The following is a 12,772-nucleotide window of genomic DNA, read 5'->3' on the forward strand; positions in this document are numbered from 1 at the left end:
CCCCTTAATCCCCCCTTAATCCCCCCTTAATCCCCCCTTAATCCCCCCTTAATAAGGGGGGCATCTGACAGTTTTTAACACCTAACTACTTAGTAAGAACGATGCTAAATCTATTTAACTCGCTTTTTGGGCGTTATAACGAGAATATCAAGGCCAATGTGGAAATTTACACTTGGGCAACTTGTCCCTACTGTATTCGTGCTAAATGGCTGCTGGGTTGGAAAGGGGTAAAATACACCGAATACAAGATTGATGGGGATGAAAGCGCTCGTCAAGCCATGGCGGAACGAGCCAACGGTAAACGCAGTGTACCACAGATTTTTATTAATAATGAACATATCGGTGGTTGTGATGATTTGTATGCTTTGGATGGTCAGAAAAAATTAGATAATTTATTGGCTAAATGTGGGACTATCTAAAGTCTATTGACGAAAAAGCCTATGAGAAACATCGGCAATGGATGCAGTTAGCTTTAAATTTAGCGGCAACTGCGGGGGACCGGGGTGATGTACCTGTGGGAGCGGTTATCGTGGATAAACAGGGACATTTAATCGCTCAAGGAGCTAATTGCAAGGAAAAACACCATGATCCCACCGCTCACGCCGAAATTCTGGCGATTCGTGCCGCTAGTCAAGTTTTAGGCAATTGGCACTTAAATGATTGTACCCTCTACGTCACCCTCGAACCCTGTCCCATGTGTGCCGGGGCAATTATTCAGGCTAGGCTAGGATTATTAGTGTACGGTGCTGACGATCCGAAAACAGGAGTTATCCGCACTGTGGCTAATTTTATTGATAGTCCTTTTTCTAACCATCGTTTACCGGTAATCGCGGGAATTTTAGCTAAGGAATCGGGGGAATTATTACAAACATGGTTTGAGAAAAAAAGAAATGTTTAAAGGAGTCAGGGAGATAGGAGTCAATATCAAATTAGGTTACACTTCATCTTAATGAGAAGAGCCGTAAGGAAAATTCACGATGAATAATTGGAAAAGTCCTATCCACCCTGGTGAAATTTTAGCTGATGAATTAGAGGAAATTAATCTTGATGTTTTTCAGCTTGCCAAAAGAGTTAATATCTCTGAGAATGAACTTGAGCAAATTCTCAAGGGACAAGGAAATATCACGGGAGATATTGCTTTAAAATTAGGGCTTTTTTTTAATACAGGGGCAGAAATTTGGATGAATTTACAAAAAGTTTATGAGTTAGATATAGCGAGGGAAAAGTTAGGAAATACCCTCGAAGAAATTATTCCTTATCAATCCCTGTCTTCAGGATAAATTCTCTTGAATTCTATAATTATTCATTTGACATACTGGCTGCATCTCACATTTGCAGAAATAGCGACAATCAGCAATTATCAGTCATCCCTAAACTGATACAAATGTATGAATAACCGCGTGTGGGAGTTAATCATACTATTAAAAACGGATTTGGTATTACCGTTAACAGTGGACTAGCTGATCACCACCAGTTGCATTAACCGGATCTTTTGCCAAAAGCGATCGCCCTTGAGCTTCAGCGATCGCCGCTTGGGTAAACATTTAGTCTAAACTCCAGATTTAATTCTCATTGCTTTATTAGGAAATGCCCAAGATTATCAAGACTGGATTACTCATATTCCTCTATAAATAGCGAAGATTTAAAAGGGAATCCAATCAGGGTGAGCGCATCTCAAACGCTATTGACAATTGGCCAATTTTGTGGTCCGCTTGCTGTGTAAGCATTTCAAGTGATACCAGTCAATCAGAATAGTTACCGACCCAATTGGTCGATTGTTGCTTAACAATTGAGATGGCAAATTCTCCTCAAATATGCCTGAATCGTGGGTAAGCAACCCAGATAAAGTTCATTTTGTCAAGGATTGTTAAGATGCGCTTACCCTGTATAACAGTTATCTTCATGGTGAGGAGGGTGGGGGATTGCCCCTCGGCTAAAATCACCAAACATCCCACATATCTTCACTCAATGGGTCATCGTATCACTCTAGGGTTTCCAGCCATTCACTCAGTTCTTCCTTGATGGTTTCTTTAAGTTCTCGCAAATCATCTTTATCTATTAAGCCTTTTTCCAGTAAGAAAGTGTAGAACTTTTTCAGACTACCTGCGTTAGCCTTGAGGCTTGATTGACTGGCCCACAGGGCCTTTTTTATAAACCAATAACCCAAAAAGTCACCGACCATATCTACCCCGTCTTTAGCTTCTACTGCATCCTCATAGAGTAAATATTCGTTGATATAAAAATCTATATTTGAAATATGATTATTAATGGTTTTTTCCGACAAACCTGATGATTCTAGCCAACTCTCGAAATCCTTTAGTAATTCATGATTGACTTTTCTTATCCTTTGACAGTCAGCCTCATATTTCTGGGAATCATCCATCTCAAATTTCTCTCCTGCAAATCGCTGCTCGATGGTCAATAGGGTAATGAATCAGGTGTTTTTTTCCAAGCGTCTAAAGCCGCCATTTTCTCCTCAGGGTCAAGGTCGGCTAACCGACTGAATCGCCTTTATTTCTTCTCAAAGCTTTTCAAGGGTTTTTCGGATCCTTGGGACATTTTCTGCAGCCTGAGCAGTTCACTAAAGGCCTTCGATTTTTTAGCCATGATTGAGCGGGAAAATATGTGTTATTAATCCTGTTGGGTTACTGAACAACATTGGAATAGGGAAATTATAACTGCTCTCAGAGAGCGATTGCTCTCTCATTATTAAATCTTAAAGTTCTGGTCTGAGTCGTCAGCTGTTGACTACTATCCGATACTTTTTTGTTAACATAGATTAACAATCCACTTTCAGAGATTCTCTGAAAACAGAGGATATCTCCTTCCCAAATCCCCCGCAGGGGAAAAATATGTCTCAAAAGCCGATTTATCTAGATTGCCACGCCACGACACCGATGGAGCCGCAGGTTCTGGCGGCGATGTTGCCCTATTTCACCGAACACTTTGGTAATGCCAGTAGTATTAATCATATCTACGGTTGGACAGCCGAGGCCGCGGTTAAACAGGCAAGAGAAACAATCGCCGCTGCTATTAATAGTAGTCCCGAAGAAATTATTTTTACCAGTGGAGCAACGGAGGCCAATAACCTGGCTATCAAAGGGGTTGCCGAAGCTTATTTCGCCAAGGGACGACACCTAGTTACGGTGGTGACAGAACATCGCGCCGTTTTAGATCCCTGTCATTATCTGGAAAAATTGGGTTTTGAGGTGACAATTTTACCCGTCGGTGCTGATGGACTAATTGACTTGGAACTACTAGAAAAATCTTTGCGTACTGACACGATTTTGCTGTCAATTATGGCTGCTAACAACGAGATTGGGGTGATTCAACCTTTAGCGGCAATCGGGGCGATTTGTCGCCAGTATCAGGTACTTTTTCATACGGATGCGGCCCAAGCAATCGGCAAAATTCCCCTAGATGTGGAGGAAATGAATATAGATATGATGTCCTTAACTGCCCACAAAGTCCACGGACCAAAGGGAATCGGTGCGCTGTACGTCCGGCGCCGAAACCCCAGAGTCCGTCTCGCCGCTCAAATTCAAGGGGGAGGCCAGGAAAAAGGACTGCGATCGGGTACAATGTTTACACCGCAAATTGTCGGTTTTGCCAAGGCAGTAGAATTGGGCATCAAAGCGATAGAAGAAGATACCAGCTACTTAAATCAGTTAAAAGCCCGTTTATGGGAGATTATCAGTCAATTAGACAGAATTTATCTCAATGGTCATCCTAGCCAAAGATTAGCCGGAAATTTGAATATTAGCATTGAAGGGGTGGACGGTGCGGCATTATTGTTAGGATTACAGCCAATAGTGGCTCTTTCCTCCGGTTCTGCCTGTTCTTCTAGCCATACCGCCCCCTCCCACGTTTTAACTGCCTTGGGTCGCCCCGAATCTCTCGCTTATGCTTCCCTGCGCTTCGGGTTGAGTCGTTTTAATACTTTAGAAGAAATTGAACTGGTGGGGGAACAGGTGGTTTTAACGGTTAATTCCCTCCGCAAAGCCAAAAATTTTTGACGTTTCGGCTCCTATCCACAAGTTAGTTTCGGTCTAGGTTTCAAAAATTCCGAAAAAGCTTTCTATGATTGTCTTTGACTGATTGCCGTGCCGGTTAATAACATTGATGCTTGGTTTTCACTCCAGTGAATCATCCAACTCGGTTGTAATCCCAGAACAATAATAAATAAAGCCAAAGCAATTTCGGGAAATCTTTCGGGCCAGGTACTGCGGGGAATGCGCGATAATTCAGGGGTTAAACGACCAAAGAAAACCCGATTAATCATCAGGAGAAAATATACTGCGGTTAAACCACTAGCAACCAAACATAAGAGCGTTTGTATTGGAAAAATCGGGAAACTGCCACGAAAGACTAAAAATTCGGCGATAAATCCCACCATTCCGGGGATGCCAGCGCTGGCCATAGCCGCTAAAATCATTAACATTCCCGTGATTGGTAAACCTCTTTCCGGATTTAATAAACCGCGTAGATAATCCACATCCCGGCTGCCGGTTTTTTTATACACTACTCCCACCAGCAAAAATAACAAAGCGGAAATTAAACCGTGACTAATCATCTGCAAAATCGCCGCGGTGATGCTTAATCTGGTGGTGGCCGCCGCCGCTAGTAAAATATAGGCCATGTGAGAAATAGAAGAATAGGCGACTACTTTTTTCATATCCTTTTGGGCAATAGCGCAACTGGCCCCGTAGAGGGCGCTGATAGCTGCTATCGTTGCTAACCAAGGGGCGAGAGTTACCCAAGCATCGAGAAATAAACCGACTCCAAAGCGCAGCAGTCCATAGGTTCCTAATTTGAGTAATATTCCCGCTAAAAGCACAGAAACGGGGGTAGATGCTTCGACGTGAGCATCCGGTAGCCAAGTATGAAAGGGAAAAATCGGGATTTTGATGGCTAATCCAATCAGAAGGGGGATGAGGAGCAGTAATTGAGTTTTAACGTCTAAATTATTCGATAAAAGGGGGTTATAGGCGAAATTATTAGCACCAGTTAGCCAAACTAAGCCAAGGAAAGAGATTAGCACTAAAAAGCCAGAAATTGCTGTGTATAATAAGAATTTCATGCCCGCATAACCGCGTCTTTGACCCCCCCAAATGGCAATGAGAAAGTAAAGCGGGACGATTTCTAATTCGTAAAATAGGAAAAATAGCAGTAAATCCTGTGCTAGAAAGGCCCCCGCTACTCCAGCATTGAGTAACAAGAGCAGAGAATAGTAAAATCTCGGCCGGTTAACCTCTGTACCACTAGCATAAAGAGCAATTATTGTCAAGATGCTGTTAAGAAAAAGTAACGAAAATGATAAGCCATCGACACCGAGGGCATAGTTGAAACCGAGGAAATTAATCCAAGGCAGATTAACCGTGAACTGCATTTGCGGGTTACTAGGGTCAAATTGCCAGCCAAGGAGAATATTAAGCAGTAAGAGAACGACAGCAAGAGTTAGAGCTAATCCTCGCACTTTTTTCGCCTCTAGAGGCGTGTAGGCAATCAGTATCGCCCCTATAATCGGTAGCCAAATAAAAGCGTTGAGCATTCTTTAATGGGGATGACAAGCCTTCCCATTATTGCCTGAGCGGTCAATCTTTAGCAAGATAAGTAGATAGGTGTTAAAAGTTGTCAGACACTCCCCTTATCAAGGTAGGGTTGATTCAAGGTAGGGTTGATTCATGAATCAACCCTACGGGGGCAGGGGGGATCGAGCCTAAAACCCATTTTCAATTTAATTATAAACAGCTGCTTAAACTGGTGAACATTTAACTTAACTAACGATGAAACAAGAAAAGATCACTCTCAGTCAACTCGAAGGCTTTCTATTTAAGGCGGCGGACATTCTGCGCGGTAAAATGGACGCTTCCGAGTTCAAAGAATTTATCTTTGGGATGTTGTTCCTCAAACGCTTGTCAGACGAGTTTGACCGCAAGCAAGCGCAACTCAAGAAACAATATGCACACATCCCAGACCCGTCACTGCTGGCCGAACTCCTAGAAGGCGAAACCTCCTATGGAGAAACATTTTTCGTACCTCCTCGCGCTCGCTGGCATCAATCTTGGCGCGACGAAAACGGCCACGAAGTGCCCCCACTCAAACACCTTAAGCAGGACATCGGCAATATGCTCAATAAGGCATTAGCGGCGGTAGAGGATGCTAACGATGCCTTGGCGGGAGTGCTGAAGAATAACATCGATTTTAATGCCACCAAGGGCAAAACCAAGATACCTGACCACAAATGGAAGGATTTACTAGATCATTTCAATCAGCCCCAATTTGTGCTGGTCAACGATAACTTTGAGTTTCCCGACCTATTGGGTGCCGCCTACGAGTACCTAATCAAATACTTTGCCGATAGTGCCGGGAAGAAAGGGGGAGAATTTTACACGCCGGCGGAGGTGGTGCGGCTGTTGGTGCAGTTGGTCAAACCCCAAGCCGGCAACACTATCTATGACCCCACTGTAGGGTCGGGCGGGTTCCTTATCCAGTCCTATCAATATGTGGAGGAACAGGGGCAAAACCCCCAGAATCTAGCACTTTACGGGCAGGATTCTAATGGTACGGTCTGGTCGATTTGTAATATGAATATGATCCTCCACAACATCACCCGCTTCATCATTGAAAACGGGGATACGCTGGAAGATCCGCTCATTTTAGAAAACGGACAGATTCGCAAGTTTGACCGAGTTCTGGCTAATCCGCCCTTTTCCCAGGATTACAGCCGGTCTAATCTCAAGTTTACTAACCGCTTTCGCGAATTCTGCCCGGAAAAGGGGAAAAAGGCGGATCTGATGTTTGTCCAGCACATGATTGCCAGTCTTAAACTCGACGGCCAGATGGCCACTATCATGCCCCATGGGGTGCTATTTCGCGGCGGCAAGGAGAAGCTGATTCGAGAGATTTTGATTGAGGATGATGTGATTGAGGCGATTATTAGTTTGCCACCGGGGTTATTTTATGGCACTGGTATCCCGGCCTGTGTGTTGGTGGTGAATAAAAATAAACCGGAGGAATTAGGCAATAAAATCCTTTTTATCAATGCGGACCGAGAATATGCTGAGGGAAAGAACCAGAATAAATTGCGCCCCGAAGACATTGAAAAGATCGATTATGTCTTTACCCACAAGCGAGAATATCCCAAATATAGCCGCTTGGTAGATAAGTCGGAAATTGTGGAAAAACACGACTTTAATCTCAATATTCGCCGCTATGTGGATAATACGCCAGATCCCGAACCAGAAGACGTAAAAGCTCACTTGATGGGGGGTATTCCGCAGGCTGAAATTGTCGCACAACAGGATACTTTTGCTAAGTTTAGCATTAATCCAGATACCCTATTTAAGCCCCTACGCCCCGGCTATGCTAGTTTTTGCCCAGAAATTGCCACGAAAGCCGCTATTAAAGAGAATCTGGAAGCTAATCCCGATTTACAAGCAAGGATAAGTGATCACTATACTACGCTGAAGAATTGGTGGCGAGAAGCGCGGGATGATTTTGCTAAGTTGGAGGGAAATAATATTATGCCCCAAGTGCGGCAGCAATTACTGAGCAGCCTTAAACAGCAGCTGATTCCTTTGGGGGTTTTAGATGAGTTTAAATCGGCGGGGGTGTTTGTTAACTGGTGGCAGCAGATTCGCTATGATCTAAAGACTATTATTAACACTGGCTGGCATCATACTCTTATCCCTGATCAGTATTTATTAGCGGCATTTTTTCAGGCGGAAGAGGCGGCAATTGAGGAACTAGAAAGTAAAATTAGTGCAGCCCAAGGGGAGTTAAGCGAGGCAGTGGAATCAGCGCAAGAGGTGGCAAATTATGAACCGGAAGAGGAAGAAACTATTAGCACCGCATCGATTAAGAAAGTGCTTAAAGAGTTGATAGATGATCTGAAGCAATCTAAGGGCGATTCAGCAGCCAGAGAGCGGCAATCTTACCAACAAGAATACAATGTTATTACGGACATTGAGAATCGGATCAAGTTACTTAAGAATACACTTAAAGAACAGCAGAGTCAGCTTGAGTTAAAGCTGCGCTTAAAACGGGTTGGTGATGAGGAATTTAAGGCTGAAACTGTTGAATTACTTGAGCAGGTACAAAATCAGCTTATGGGGTTAAATGCCAGTAAAAAGGAAGAAAAGGCCAAGATTAACGCGCTTAATAAGGATAAGAAAGCCTTGGAGATTAAATTATCTTATCCTGAGGGATTACTGACTGAAGTAGGAGGACAGTTAAGGGATGAAGAGGCGAAAAAACTGATTCTGAAAAAGCTCTATGATTGGGTATCGGAGCAGCTTACTCGTTACTTGAATGGGGAAAAGCGGGGACTTGTCGCTAAGGTTGAGAATCTTTGGGATAAGTATGCGGTATCGAGTCAGGAAATGGAGTCCCAGCGAGAGCAGACTTTAGGACAGTTAAATGAGTTTTTGGTTAAACTAGGGTATAGGGACTAATCTAAGTAAGTTAGGAGCAGATTATGCAGTCTATTAAAAAGCAATTTATCACGGATGAAAACCTGAAGCCAGTGGCGGTAATTATTAATTACCAAGATTGGCAAAAAATTGAGGCATTATTGCAACAGCAGGAGGAAAAGCTTTTGAGTCAATTAGAATCGACTGAAGCAGTTGTCTGGTCTCCACAGGTAGATCAATCAGCAGTACAAGCTTTATCAGATTTAAAAGGTGAACAGGAAGATAGTACAGAGTCTTTTAAAGCACTCGCAGCTTATGCGGGTAGCATTCAACTAACTATTGATCCTTTAGAATATCAAAGTGAGACAAGGAACTCATGGCTCTAAGTTTACCTCAGTTTGTTTTAGATACTAATGTTGCTCTTTACCATCTGGGTAATCGCTTATTTCAGCCTTTACCTTCTGGTGTTTATTTTATTTCTATTATTACAGAAATGGAACTTTTATCTTATCCAAGATTAAGTGATGCTGAAGCACATCAAATTCATAATTTTTTAAGTTATTTGACAGTTATTAATATTAATGACACAATTAAAAGTCTAGCCATTCAATGGCGACGACAGTATAAGCTAAAATTACCTGATGCTATTATCGTGGCAACAACTCTCAGTTTACAAGCAACATTACTAACTAATGATCAGCAACTGACAAAGATTGAGAATTTAACGACTCAATCCCTGGCTATATTTTCATGAATAAGTTAAGGATAGGACAAAGAAATGCGAAAACAACAGGTACAATATAAATCACCTTTAGATGCGCTGATTGCTGTAGCCAAACGCCTTAGTTTGTATGAAAGTCAGCACAATATGGACTCTGAGGATTTTTTTGATCGCTATAGCAAGGGACAACTCTCTGATGAGGCGATTTTTATTGATTGGGCGAATGATTATCGCCACTATTTGGGGCTGCGTCAGGTATCTAATGGATGAAATTACATTTTTAAAGCTAGAGATAAGTTTAGCGGAGTTGAATCGTTTTTTTAGTCAGTTGGAGAATTTGAGATGAGTGTGGAAGGTTGGAAATTAAGAAGACTCGATGAGATTGGGGAAATTTGTTCAGGTTCAACCCCTTCAACTAATAATTTAAGTTATTGGGATGGTGATATTACTTGGGTTACTCCGAATGATCTCAGCAAGTTAAATACTCCTTACCTGATAACATCAAGCAAGAAAATAACGCAACAAGGTCTTAAAAGTTGCTCGGCTCAGATTGTTCCCATAGGATCGATAATTTTATCTTCCCGCGCTCCTATTGGCTATCTAGCAATTTCTTTAGTTGATTGTTGCACAAACCAAGGATGTAAGAGCTTTAATCTCAATCCAGAATACGATTCTGAATTTGTATATTACAATCTCAAATACAACATAAATAAGATCAAAAATCTGGGAGAAGGGACCACTTTTGCGGAAATCTCAAAAACTGCATTATCAAAGATTCAAATTTCATTTCTTGAAAACAAACAAGAACAAACCCAAATCGCCACTATCCTCTCAACAATAGACCGCGCGATTGAGCAAACCGAAGCCCTAATTAGCAAGCAGCAGCGCATCAAAACCGGACTAATGCAGGACTTGCTCACCAAAGGAATTGATGAAAATGGCAATATTCGCAGTGAAGAAACCCATGATTTTAAGGATTCACCGCTTGGGAGGATTCCGGTTGAGTGGGAGGTGAAAAACATAGGCGAAACTCTAGAAGATATTACTTACGGTCTAACAGTTCGTCCAAAGTATGTAGAAGAAGGAATTCCATTAATATCTGCAAAGGAGTGTGGAAATGGTTCGATTGATTATGAGTCTTGTAATAAGATTATGCAACAAGATTTTAAACGATTAAGAGAAAGAAGTTTACCAAAATATGGAGATGTTCTAATTACTAAAACGGGAACACTTGGACGAGTCGCCAGAATTAATCAATCTGATCCTTATAGTGCTATTACTCAAAATGTTGCATTGCTAAGACCAAATATAAAAATTATTAGACCTGAATTTCTGGAAATAATTTTAAACTCAGAGAAAATACAAAAAGATATTAAAGATGGAGTTACAGTCTTGAGCATTCCAGATCTTCAATTGGGTGTGCTTGCGAAATTTGAATTTCCTATTCCATCTTTGAATGAGCAAGACAAGTTAATTCGACAAATAGAAAAATTTGATGCTGATACTTTGTTAAATAAGAAATATTTGAGTAAAATTAAACTACTTAAAACCGGACTCATGCAAGACCTGCTAACAGGCAAAGTCCGAGTTACTGACCTCCTCAACCAAAACACAGCAGCAAACTAACATCTAAAAATCAACAGAACTAAACGTTGCAACATTTGTGGTAACAAGTGTTAGCATGAAAAAAAATCAAACCTTGAAACACAGCCATCATGCAACTCAACGTCAAAAAACGCGGTAACTCCCTCAGCGTCATTATTCCCAAAGAAATCGCCGCTAACCTGAATATTGACGACGGCGACAATATTTATTTAACTAAAACCCCCAACGGTTACGAAATCACCGCCTTCGATCCCGACTTTGCCAAAAAAATGGAAATCGCAAGGCGCGGCATCAAAAAATATCGTAACGCCCTGATTGACCTAGCCAAATGAGAGAACCATACTGGCTCAACGAAAAGGAAATCATCGCAATTCATGGCGAAATCCTGATAAACCAAACCGCACTGATCAGGCATACACAACAGCAAGCGATGAAAAAAGAGAAAATAAGAGTTTGCCATGAAAACACCAATAACAAACATCAAACCATCCCCTGAGCAAATTGAAAACTTTTGCCAACGTTGGCACATTACAGAATTGTCCCTATTTGGTTCAGTATTACGCAATGATTTCCGTGTTGATAGCGACATTGATATATTAGTCACCTTTGACCCTCAATTTCAGCGCGGACTAACCGAAACATTGCAAATAAAAGAAGAACTGCAAAACCTATTTGACCGCAAAATTGACTTAATTGTGAAAGCTGCTATAGAACGCAGTGCCAACTGGTTGCGTCGTCAGAATATCCTAGAATCTGCTCAGGTTATCTATGCTAAGAGATATTGAATCCCTCATCGATATCGAACAAGCAGCCAAGCGTATCCTTCGCTTTTCGAGCGGTGTTGAGCAAATTGATCTAATCACCAATGATGAGAAAATTTCAGCAATTCTCTATCAGATTACAATTATAGGAGAAGCAACAAAACGACTTTCAATCGGATTTCGCCAACAACATCCAGAAATACCGTGGCGGAATCTGGCAGGGATGCGTGATATAATTGTCCATGAATATGATCAAATTGATCTTGATATTGTTTGGGACGTAATTCAGCACGAAATTCCTCAACTATTGAAGCAAATTAAACCTATATTGATGGACTCAAAAACTAATGAAAGCAATTAATTTTAAAACCATCCTAAAAAACGGCATCCTGACAATTCCCCCACAGTACAGCCCTGCATGGGAAGGCAAAATCATCCGCGTCATTGTCTTAGAAGATAAAAACATTGCCGAACCCGTAGCCACCCCACCTCAAAAAAACCCTGAATCTTTATTTTCACGACTCAGACAAATTAAAATTTCTGCACCTGCCGACTTTTCAGAAAATATTGATGCGTACTTAAACGGCGAGAAAAATGCTTAACCCCATGTTTGTTGATACAGGCTATGCGATCGCCCTAATCAACCAAAACGATCAACACCATCAGCAAGCAATACAACTATCGGAAAAATACGAAGGTTATCCAGTAATTACAACCGATGCCATTCTCTTAGAAATTGTAGTATCTCAATTTGTCTTAAGTTCAGTAGGATGAACTACAGCAATTTCTGTATATCGTTTAAAGTCATCCGTATTAAAGGTTAAAATATGCGTGATGCTATATACTAGCATAAAAGCAACTAATCGGGCATCATGGACATTAACCCCTTTTACTTGATAATTGCTCACTAATTTTTCCCATTGTTGATAAATATTTGAATGATCAGGTAAAACCCAAAAAAGTGATTTTAGACGATTAATTTCCGTTTGAACTTCTATAATTGAACCGCCTAAACCATTTTGTTTTTGGGGACGGGTGTAAACATTCCAATATTCAACAAGGTTTTGAGAGGTGATATAGAGTGTCTCTTTTCTCTGACGTAATTTTTTCAGAGCAGTGACTGCATCTAAATCTGACAGGGGGACAAGCAAGCTGAAAAGCTTATGTAGCATGGAATACAGACACAGACTCCAAAAAAAGATAAGTCATATTTACTATATATGACCTAAATAACGAAAATGATAAGTGAACTATACCGGAAAGTCTTAGAG

17 protein-coding genes are annotated in these 12,772 nt (G+C 41.4%); 14 read left to right on the forward strand and 3 right to left on the reverse strand.

Annotation, left to right across the window (positions count from 1 at the left end):
• Positions 1-101 precede the first annotated feature (101 nt).
• The 3 genes from grxC to O9324_RS13915 all read left to right on the forward strand — a co-directional run bounded on the left by grxC (position 102) and on the right by O9324_RS13915 (position 1,280).
• A complete protein-coding gene (grxC, locus tag O9324_RS13905) occupies positions 102-419 on the forward strand; it encodes a glutaredoxin 3 (RefSeq protein WP_002802035.1) in 318 nt (105 codons plus the stop codon).
• On the forward strand, positions 404-898 hold the full coding sequence (tadA, locus tag O9324_RS13910; RefSeq protein ID WP_123229874.1) for a tRNA adenosine(34) deaminase TadA: 495 nt from the start codon (positions 404-406) through the stop codon (positions 896-898). The genes grxC and tadA overlap by 16 nt, the downstream gene beginning before the upstream one ends.
• A 79-nt stretch (positions 899-977) precedes the next feature.
• The gene (locus O9324_RS13915) at positions 978-1,280 is read left to right on the forward strand and encodes a HigA family addiction module antitoxin (protein ID WP_288140482.1); all 303 of its coding nucleotides are present in this window, start codon (positions 978-980) and stop codon (positions 1,278-1,280) included.
• A gap of 701 nt (positions 1,281-1,981) precedes the next feature.
• Here the strand turns inward: O9324_RS13915 and O9324_RS13920 are convergent.
• The gene (locus O9324_RS13920; protein WP_002765787.1) at positions 1,982-2,383 is read right to left on the reverse strand and encodes a phage integrase SAM-like domain-containing protein; all 402 of its coding nucleotides are present in this window, start codon (positions 2,381-2,383) and stop codon (positions 1,982-1,984) included.
• A 469-nt stretch (positions 2,384-2,852) separates the two neighbouring features.
• Between O9324_RS13920 and O9324_RS13925 the strand changes: the two genes are divergently transcribed.
• Positions 2,853-4,016, forward strand: a complete 1,164-nt coding sequence (locus O9324_RS13925; protein WP_288140483.1) for a cysteine desulfurase family protein — start codon at positions 2,853-2,855, stop codon at positions 4,014-4,016.
• A 62-nt stretch (positions 4,017-4,078) separates the two neighbouring features.
• Here O9324_RS13925 and O9324_RS13930 read toward each other — a convergent pair whose 3' ends face one another.
• Positions 4,079-5,551, reverse strand: coding sequence for an NADH-quinone oxidoreductase subunit M (locus tag O9324_RS13930; protein ID WP_287628477.1), 1,473 nt, complete (start codon positions 5,549-5,551; stop codon positions 4,079-4,081).
• A gap of 235 nt (positions 5,552-5,786) precedes the next feature.
• On the opposite strand from O9324_RS13930, the gene O9324_RS13935 reads away from it, so the two are divergent.
• The 10 genes from O9324_RS13935 to O9324_RS13980 all read left to right on the forward strand — a co-directional run bounded on the left by O9324_RS13935 (position 5,787) and on the right by O9324_RS13980 (position 12,275).
• Positions 5,787-8,456 carry a type I restriction-modification system subunit M gene (locus tag O9324_RS13935; RefSeq protein WP_288140484.1) on the forward strand — a complete coding sequence of 890 codons (2,670 nt, stop codon included), beginning with the start codon at positions 5,787-5,789 and terminating at the stop codon, positions 8,454-8,456.
• Positions 8,457-8,479: 23 nt separating this feature from the next.
• Complete coding sequence (locus tag O9324_RS13940; protein ID WP_288140485.1) at positions 8,480-8,800, forward strand: RelB antitoxin-like protein; 321 nt, start codon at positions 8,480-8,482, stop codon at positions 8,798-8,800.
• Positions 8,791-9,168, forward strand: a complete 378-nt coding sequence (locus O9324_RS13945; protein ID WP_288140486.1) for a type II toxin-antitoxin system VapC family toxin — start codon at positions 8,791-8,793, stop codon at positions 9,166-9,168. The genes O9324_RS13940 and O9324_RS13945 overlap by 10 nt, the downstream gene beginning before the upstream one ends.
• Before the next feature lie 24 nt (positions 9,169-9,192).
• A complete protein-coding gene (gene tumA, locus O9324_RS13950; protein WP_288140487.1) occupies positions 9,193-9,405 on the forward strand; it encodes an antitoxin TumA in 213 nt (70 codons plus the stop codon).
• A gap of 72 nt (positions 9,406-9,477) precedes the next feature.
• Positions 9,478-10,761, forward strand: coding sequence for a restriction endonuclease subunit S (locus O9324_RS13955; RefSeq protein ID WP_288140488.1), 1,284 nt, complete (start codon positions 9,478-9,480; stop codon positions 10,759-10,761).
• An 89-nt stretch (positions 10,762-10,850) separates the two neighbouring features.
• Positions 10,851-11,072 carry an AbrB/MazE/SpoVT family DNA-binding domain-containing protein gene (locus O9324_RS13960; RefSeq protein WP_002762317.1) on the forward strand — a complete coding sequence of 74 codons (222 nt, stop codon included), beginning with the start codon at positions 10,851-10,853 and terminating at the stop codon, positions 11,070-11,072.
• A 126-nt stretch (positions 11,073-11,198) separates the two neighbouring features.
• On the forward strand, positions 11,199-11,525 hold the full coding sequence (locus tag O9324_RS13965; protein ID WP_288140489.1) for a nucleotidyltransferase family protein: 327 nt from the start codon (positions 11,199-11,201) through the stop codon (positions 11,523-11,525).
• The gene (locus O9324_RS13970) at positions 11,509-11,862 is read left to right on the forward strand and encodes a HepT-like ribonuclease domain-containing protein (protein WP_288140490.1); all 354 of its coding nucleotides are present in this window, start codon (positions 11,509-11,511) and stop codon (positions 11,860-11,862) included. Before O9324_RS13965 ends, O9324_RS13970 begins: the two co-directional genes overlap by 17 nt.
• Positions 11,849-12,103: a hypothetical protein gene (locus O9324_RS13975; RefSeq protein ID WP_288140491.1), complete on the forward strand. Its 255-nt coding sequence runs from the start codon at positions 11,849-11,851 to the stop codon at positions 12,101-12,103. Before O9324_RS13970 ends, O9324_RS13975 begins: the two co-directional genes overlap by 14 nt.
• A 4-nt stretch (positions 12,104-12,107) precedes the next feature.
• Positions 12,108-12,275 carry a hypothetical protein gene (locus O9324_RS13980; RefSeq protein WP_192845961.1) on the forward strand — a complete coding sequence of 56 codons (168 nt, stop codon included), beginning with the start codon at positions 12,108-12,110 and terminating at the stop codon, positions 12,273-12,275.
• Here O9324_RS13980 and O9324_RS13985 read toward each other — a convergent pair.
• The gene (locus O9324_RS13985; protein ID WP_288140492.1) at positions 12,248-12,673 is read right to left on the reverse strand and encodes a type II toxin-antitoxin system VapC family toxin; all 426 of its coding nucleotides are present in this window, start codon (positions 12,671-12,673) and stop codon (positions 12,248-12,250) included. The genes O9324_RS13980 and O9324_RS13985 overlap by 28 nt on opposite strands.
• Positions 12,674-12,772 lie beyond the last annotated feature (99 nt).

It is taken from the genome of Microcystis sp. LE19-84.1B, from assembly GCF_027531875.1.
GTDB classification, from domain to species: Bacteria; Cyanobacteriota; Cyanobacteriia; order Cyanobacteriales; family Microcystaceae; genus Microcystis; species Microcystis panniformis.

What these genes read in the sequence shown, in the direction of transcription:
- grxC (WP_002802035.1), top strand. Translation starts at nt 102, where the DNA reads ATGCTAAATCTATTTAACTCGCTTTTTGGGCGTTATAACGAGAATATC.
- tadA (WP_123229874.1), top strand. Translation starts at nt 404, where the DNA reads ATGTGGGACTATCTAAAGTCTATTGACGAAAAAGCCTATGAGAAACAT.
- O9324_RS13915 (WP_288140482.1), top strand. Translation starts at nt 978, where the DNA reads ATGAATAATTGGAAAAGTCCTATCCACCCTGGTGAAATTTTAGCTGAT.
- O9324_RS13920 (WP_002765787.1), bottom strand. Translation starts at nt 2,383, where the DNA reads ATGGATGATTCCCAGAAATATGAGGCTGACTGTCAAAGGATAAGAAAA.
- O9324_RS13925 (WP_288140483.1), top strand. Translation starts at nt 2,853, where the DNA reads ATGTCTCAAAAGCCGATTTATCTAGATTGCCACGCCACGACACCGATG.
- O9324_RS13930 (WP_287628477.1), bottom strand. Translation starts at nt 5,551, where the DNA reads ATGCTCAACGCTTTTATTTGGCTACCGATTATAGGGGCGATACTGATT.
- O9324_RS13935 (WP_288140484.1), top strand. Translation starts at nt 5,787, where the DNA reads ATGAAACAAGAAAAGATCACTCTCAGTCAACTCGAAGGCTTTCTATTT.
- O9324_RS13940 (WP_288140485.1), top strand. Translation starts at nt 8,480, where the DNA reads ATGCAGTCTATTAAAAAGCAATTTATCACGGATGAAAACCTGAAGCCA.
- O9324_RS13945 (WP_288140486.1), top strand. Translation starts at nt 8,791, where the DNA reads ATGGCTCTAAGTTTACCTCAGTTTGTTTTAGATACTAATGTTGCTCTT.
- tumA (WP_288140487.1), top strand. Translation starts at nt 9,193, where the DNA reads ATGCGAAAACAACAGGTACAATATAAATCACCTTTAGATGCGCTGATT.
- O9324_RS13955 (WP_288140488.1), top strand. Translation starts at nt 9,478, where the DNA reads ATGAGTGTGGAAGGTTGGAAATTAAGAAGACTCGATGAGATTGGGGAA.
- O9324_RS13960 (WP_002762317.1), top strand. Translation starts at nt 10,851, where the DNA reads ATGCAACTCAACGTCAAAAAACGCGGTAACTCCCTCAGCGTCATTATT.
- O9324_RS13965 (WP_288140489.1), top strand. Translation starts at nt 11,199, where the DNA reads ATGAAAACACCAATAACAAACATCAAACCATCCCCTGAGCAAATTGAA.
- O9324_RS13970 (WP_288140490.1), top strand. Translation starts at nt 11,509, where the DNA reads ATGCTAAGAGATATTGAATCCCTCATCGATATCGAACAAGCAGCCAAG.
- O9324_RS13975 (WP_288140491.1), top strand. Translation starts at nt 11,849, where the DNA reads ATGAAAGCAATTAATTTTAAAACCATCCTAAAAAACGGCATCCTGACA.
- O9324_RS13980 (WP_192845961.1), top strand. Translation starts at nt 12,108, where the DNA reads ATGTTTGTTGATACAGGCTATGCGATCGCCCTAATCAACCAAAACGAT.
- O9324_RS13985 (WP_288140492.1), bottom strand. Translation starts at nt 12,673, where the DNA reads ATGCTACATAAGCTTTTCAGCTTGCTTGTCCCCCTGTCAGATTTAGAT.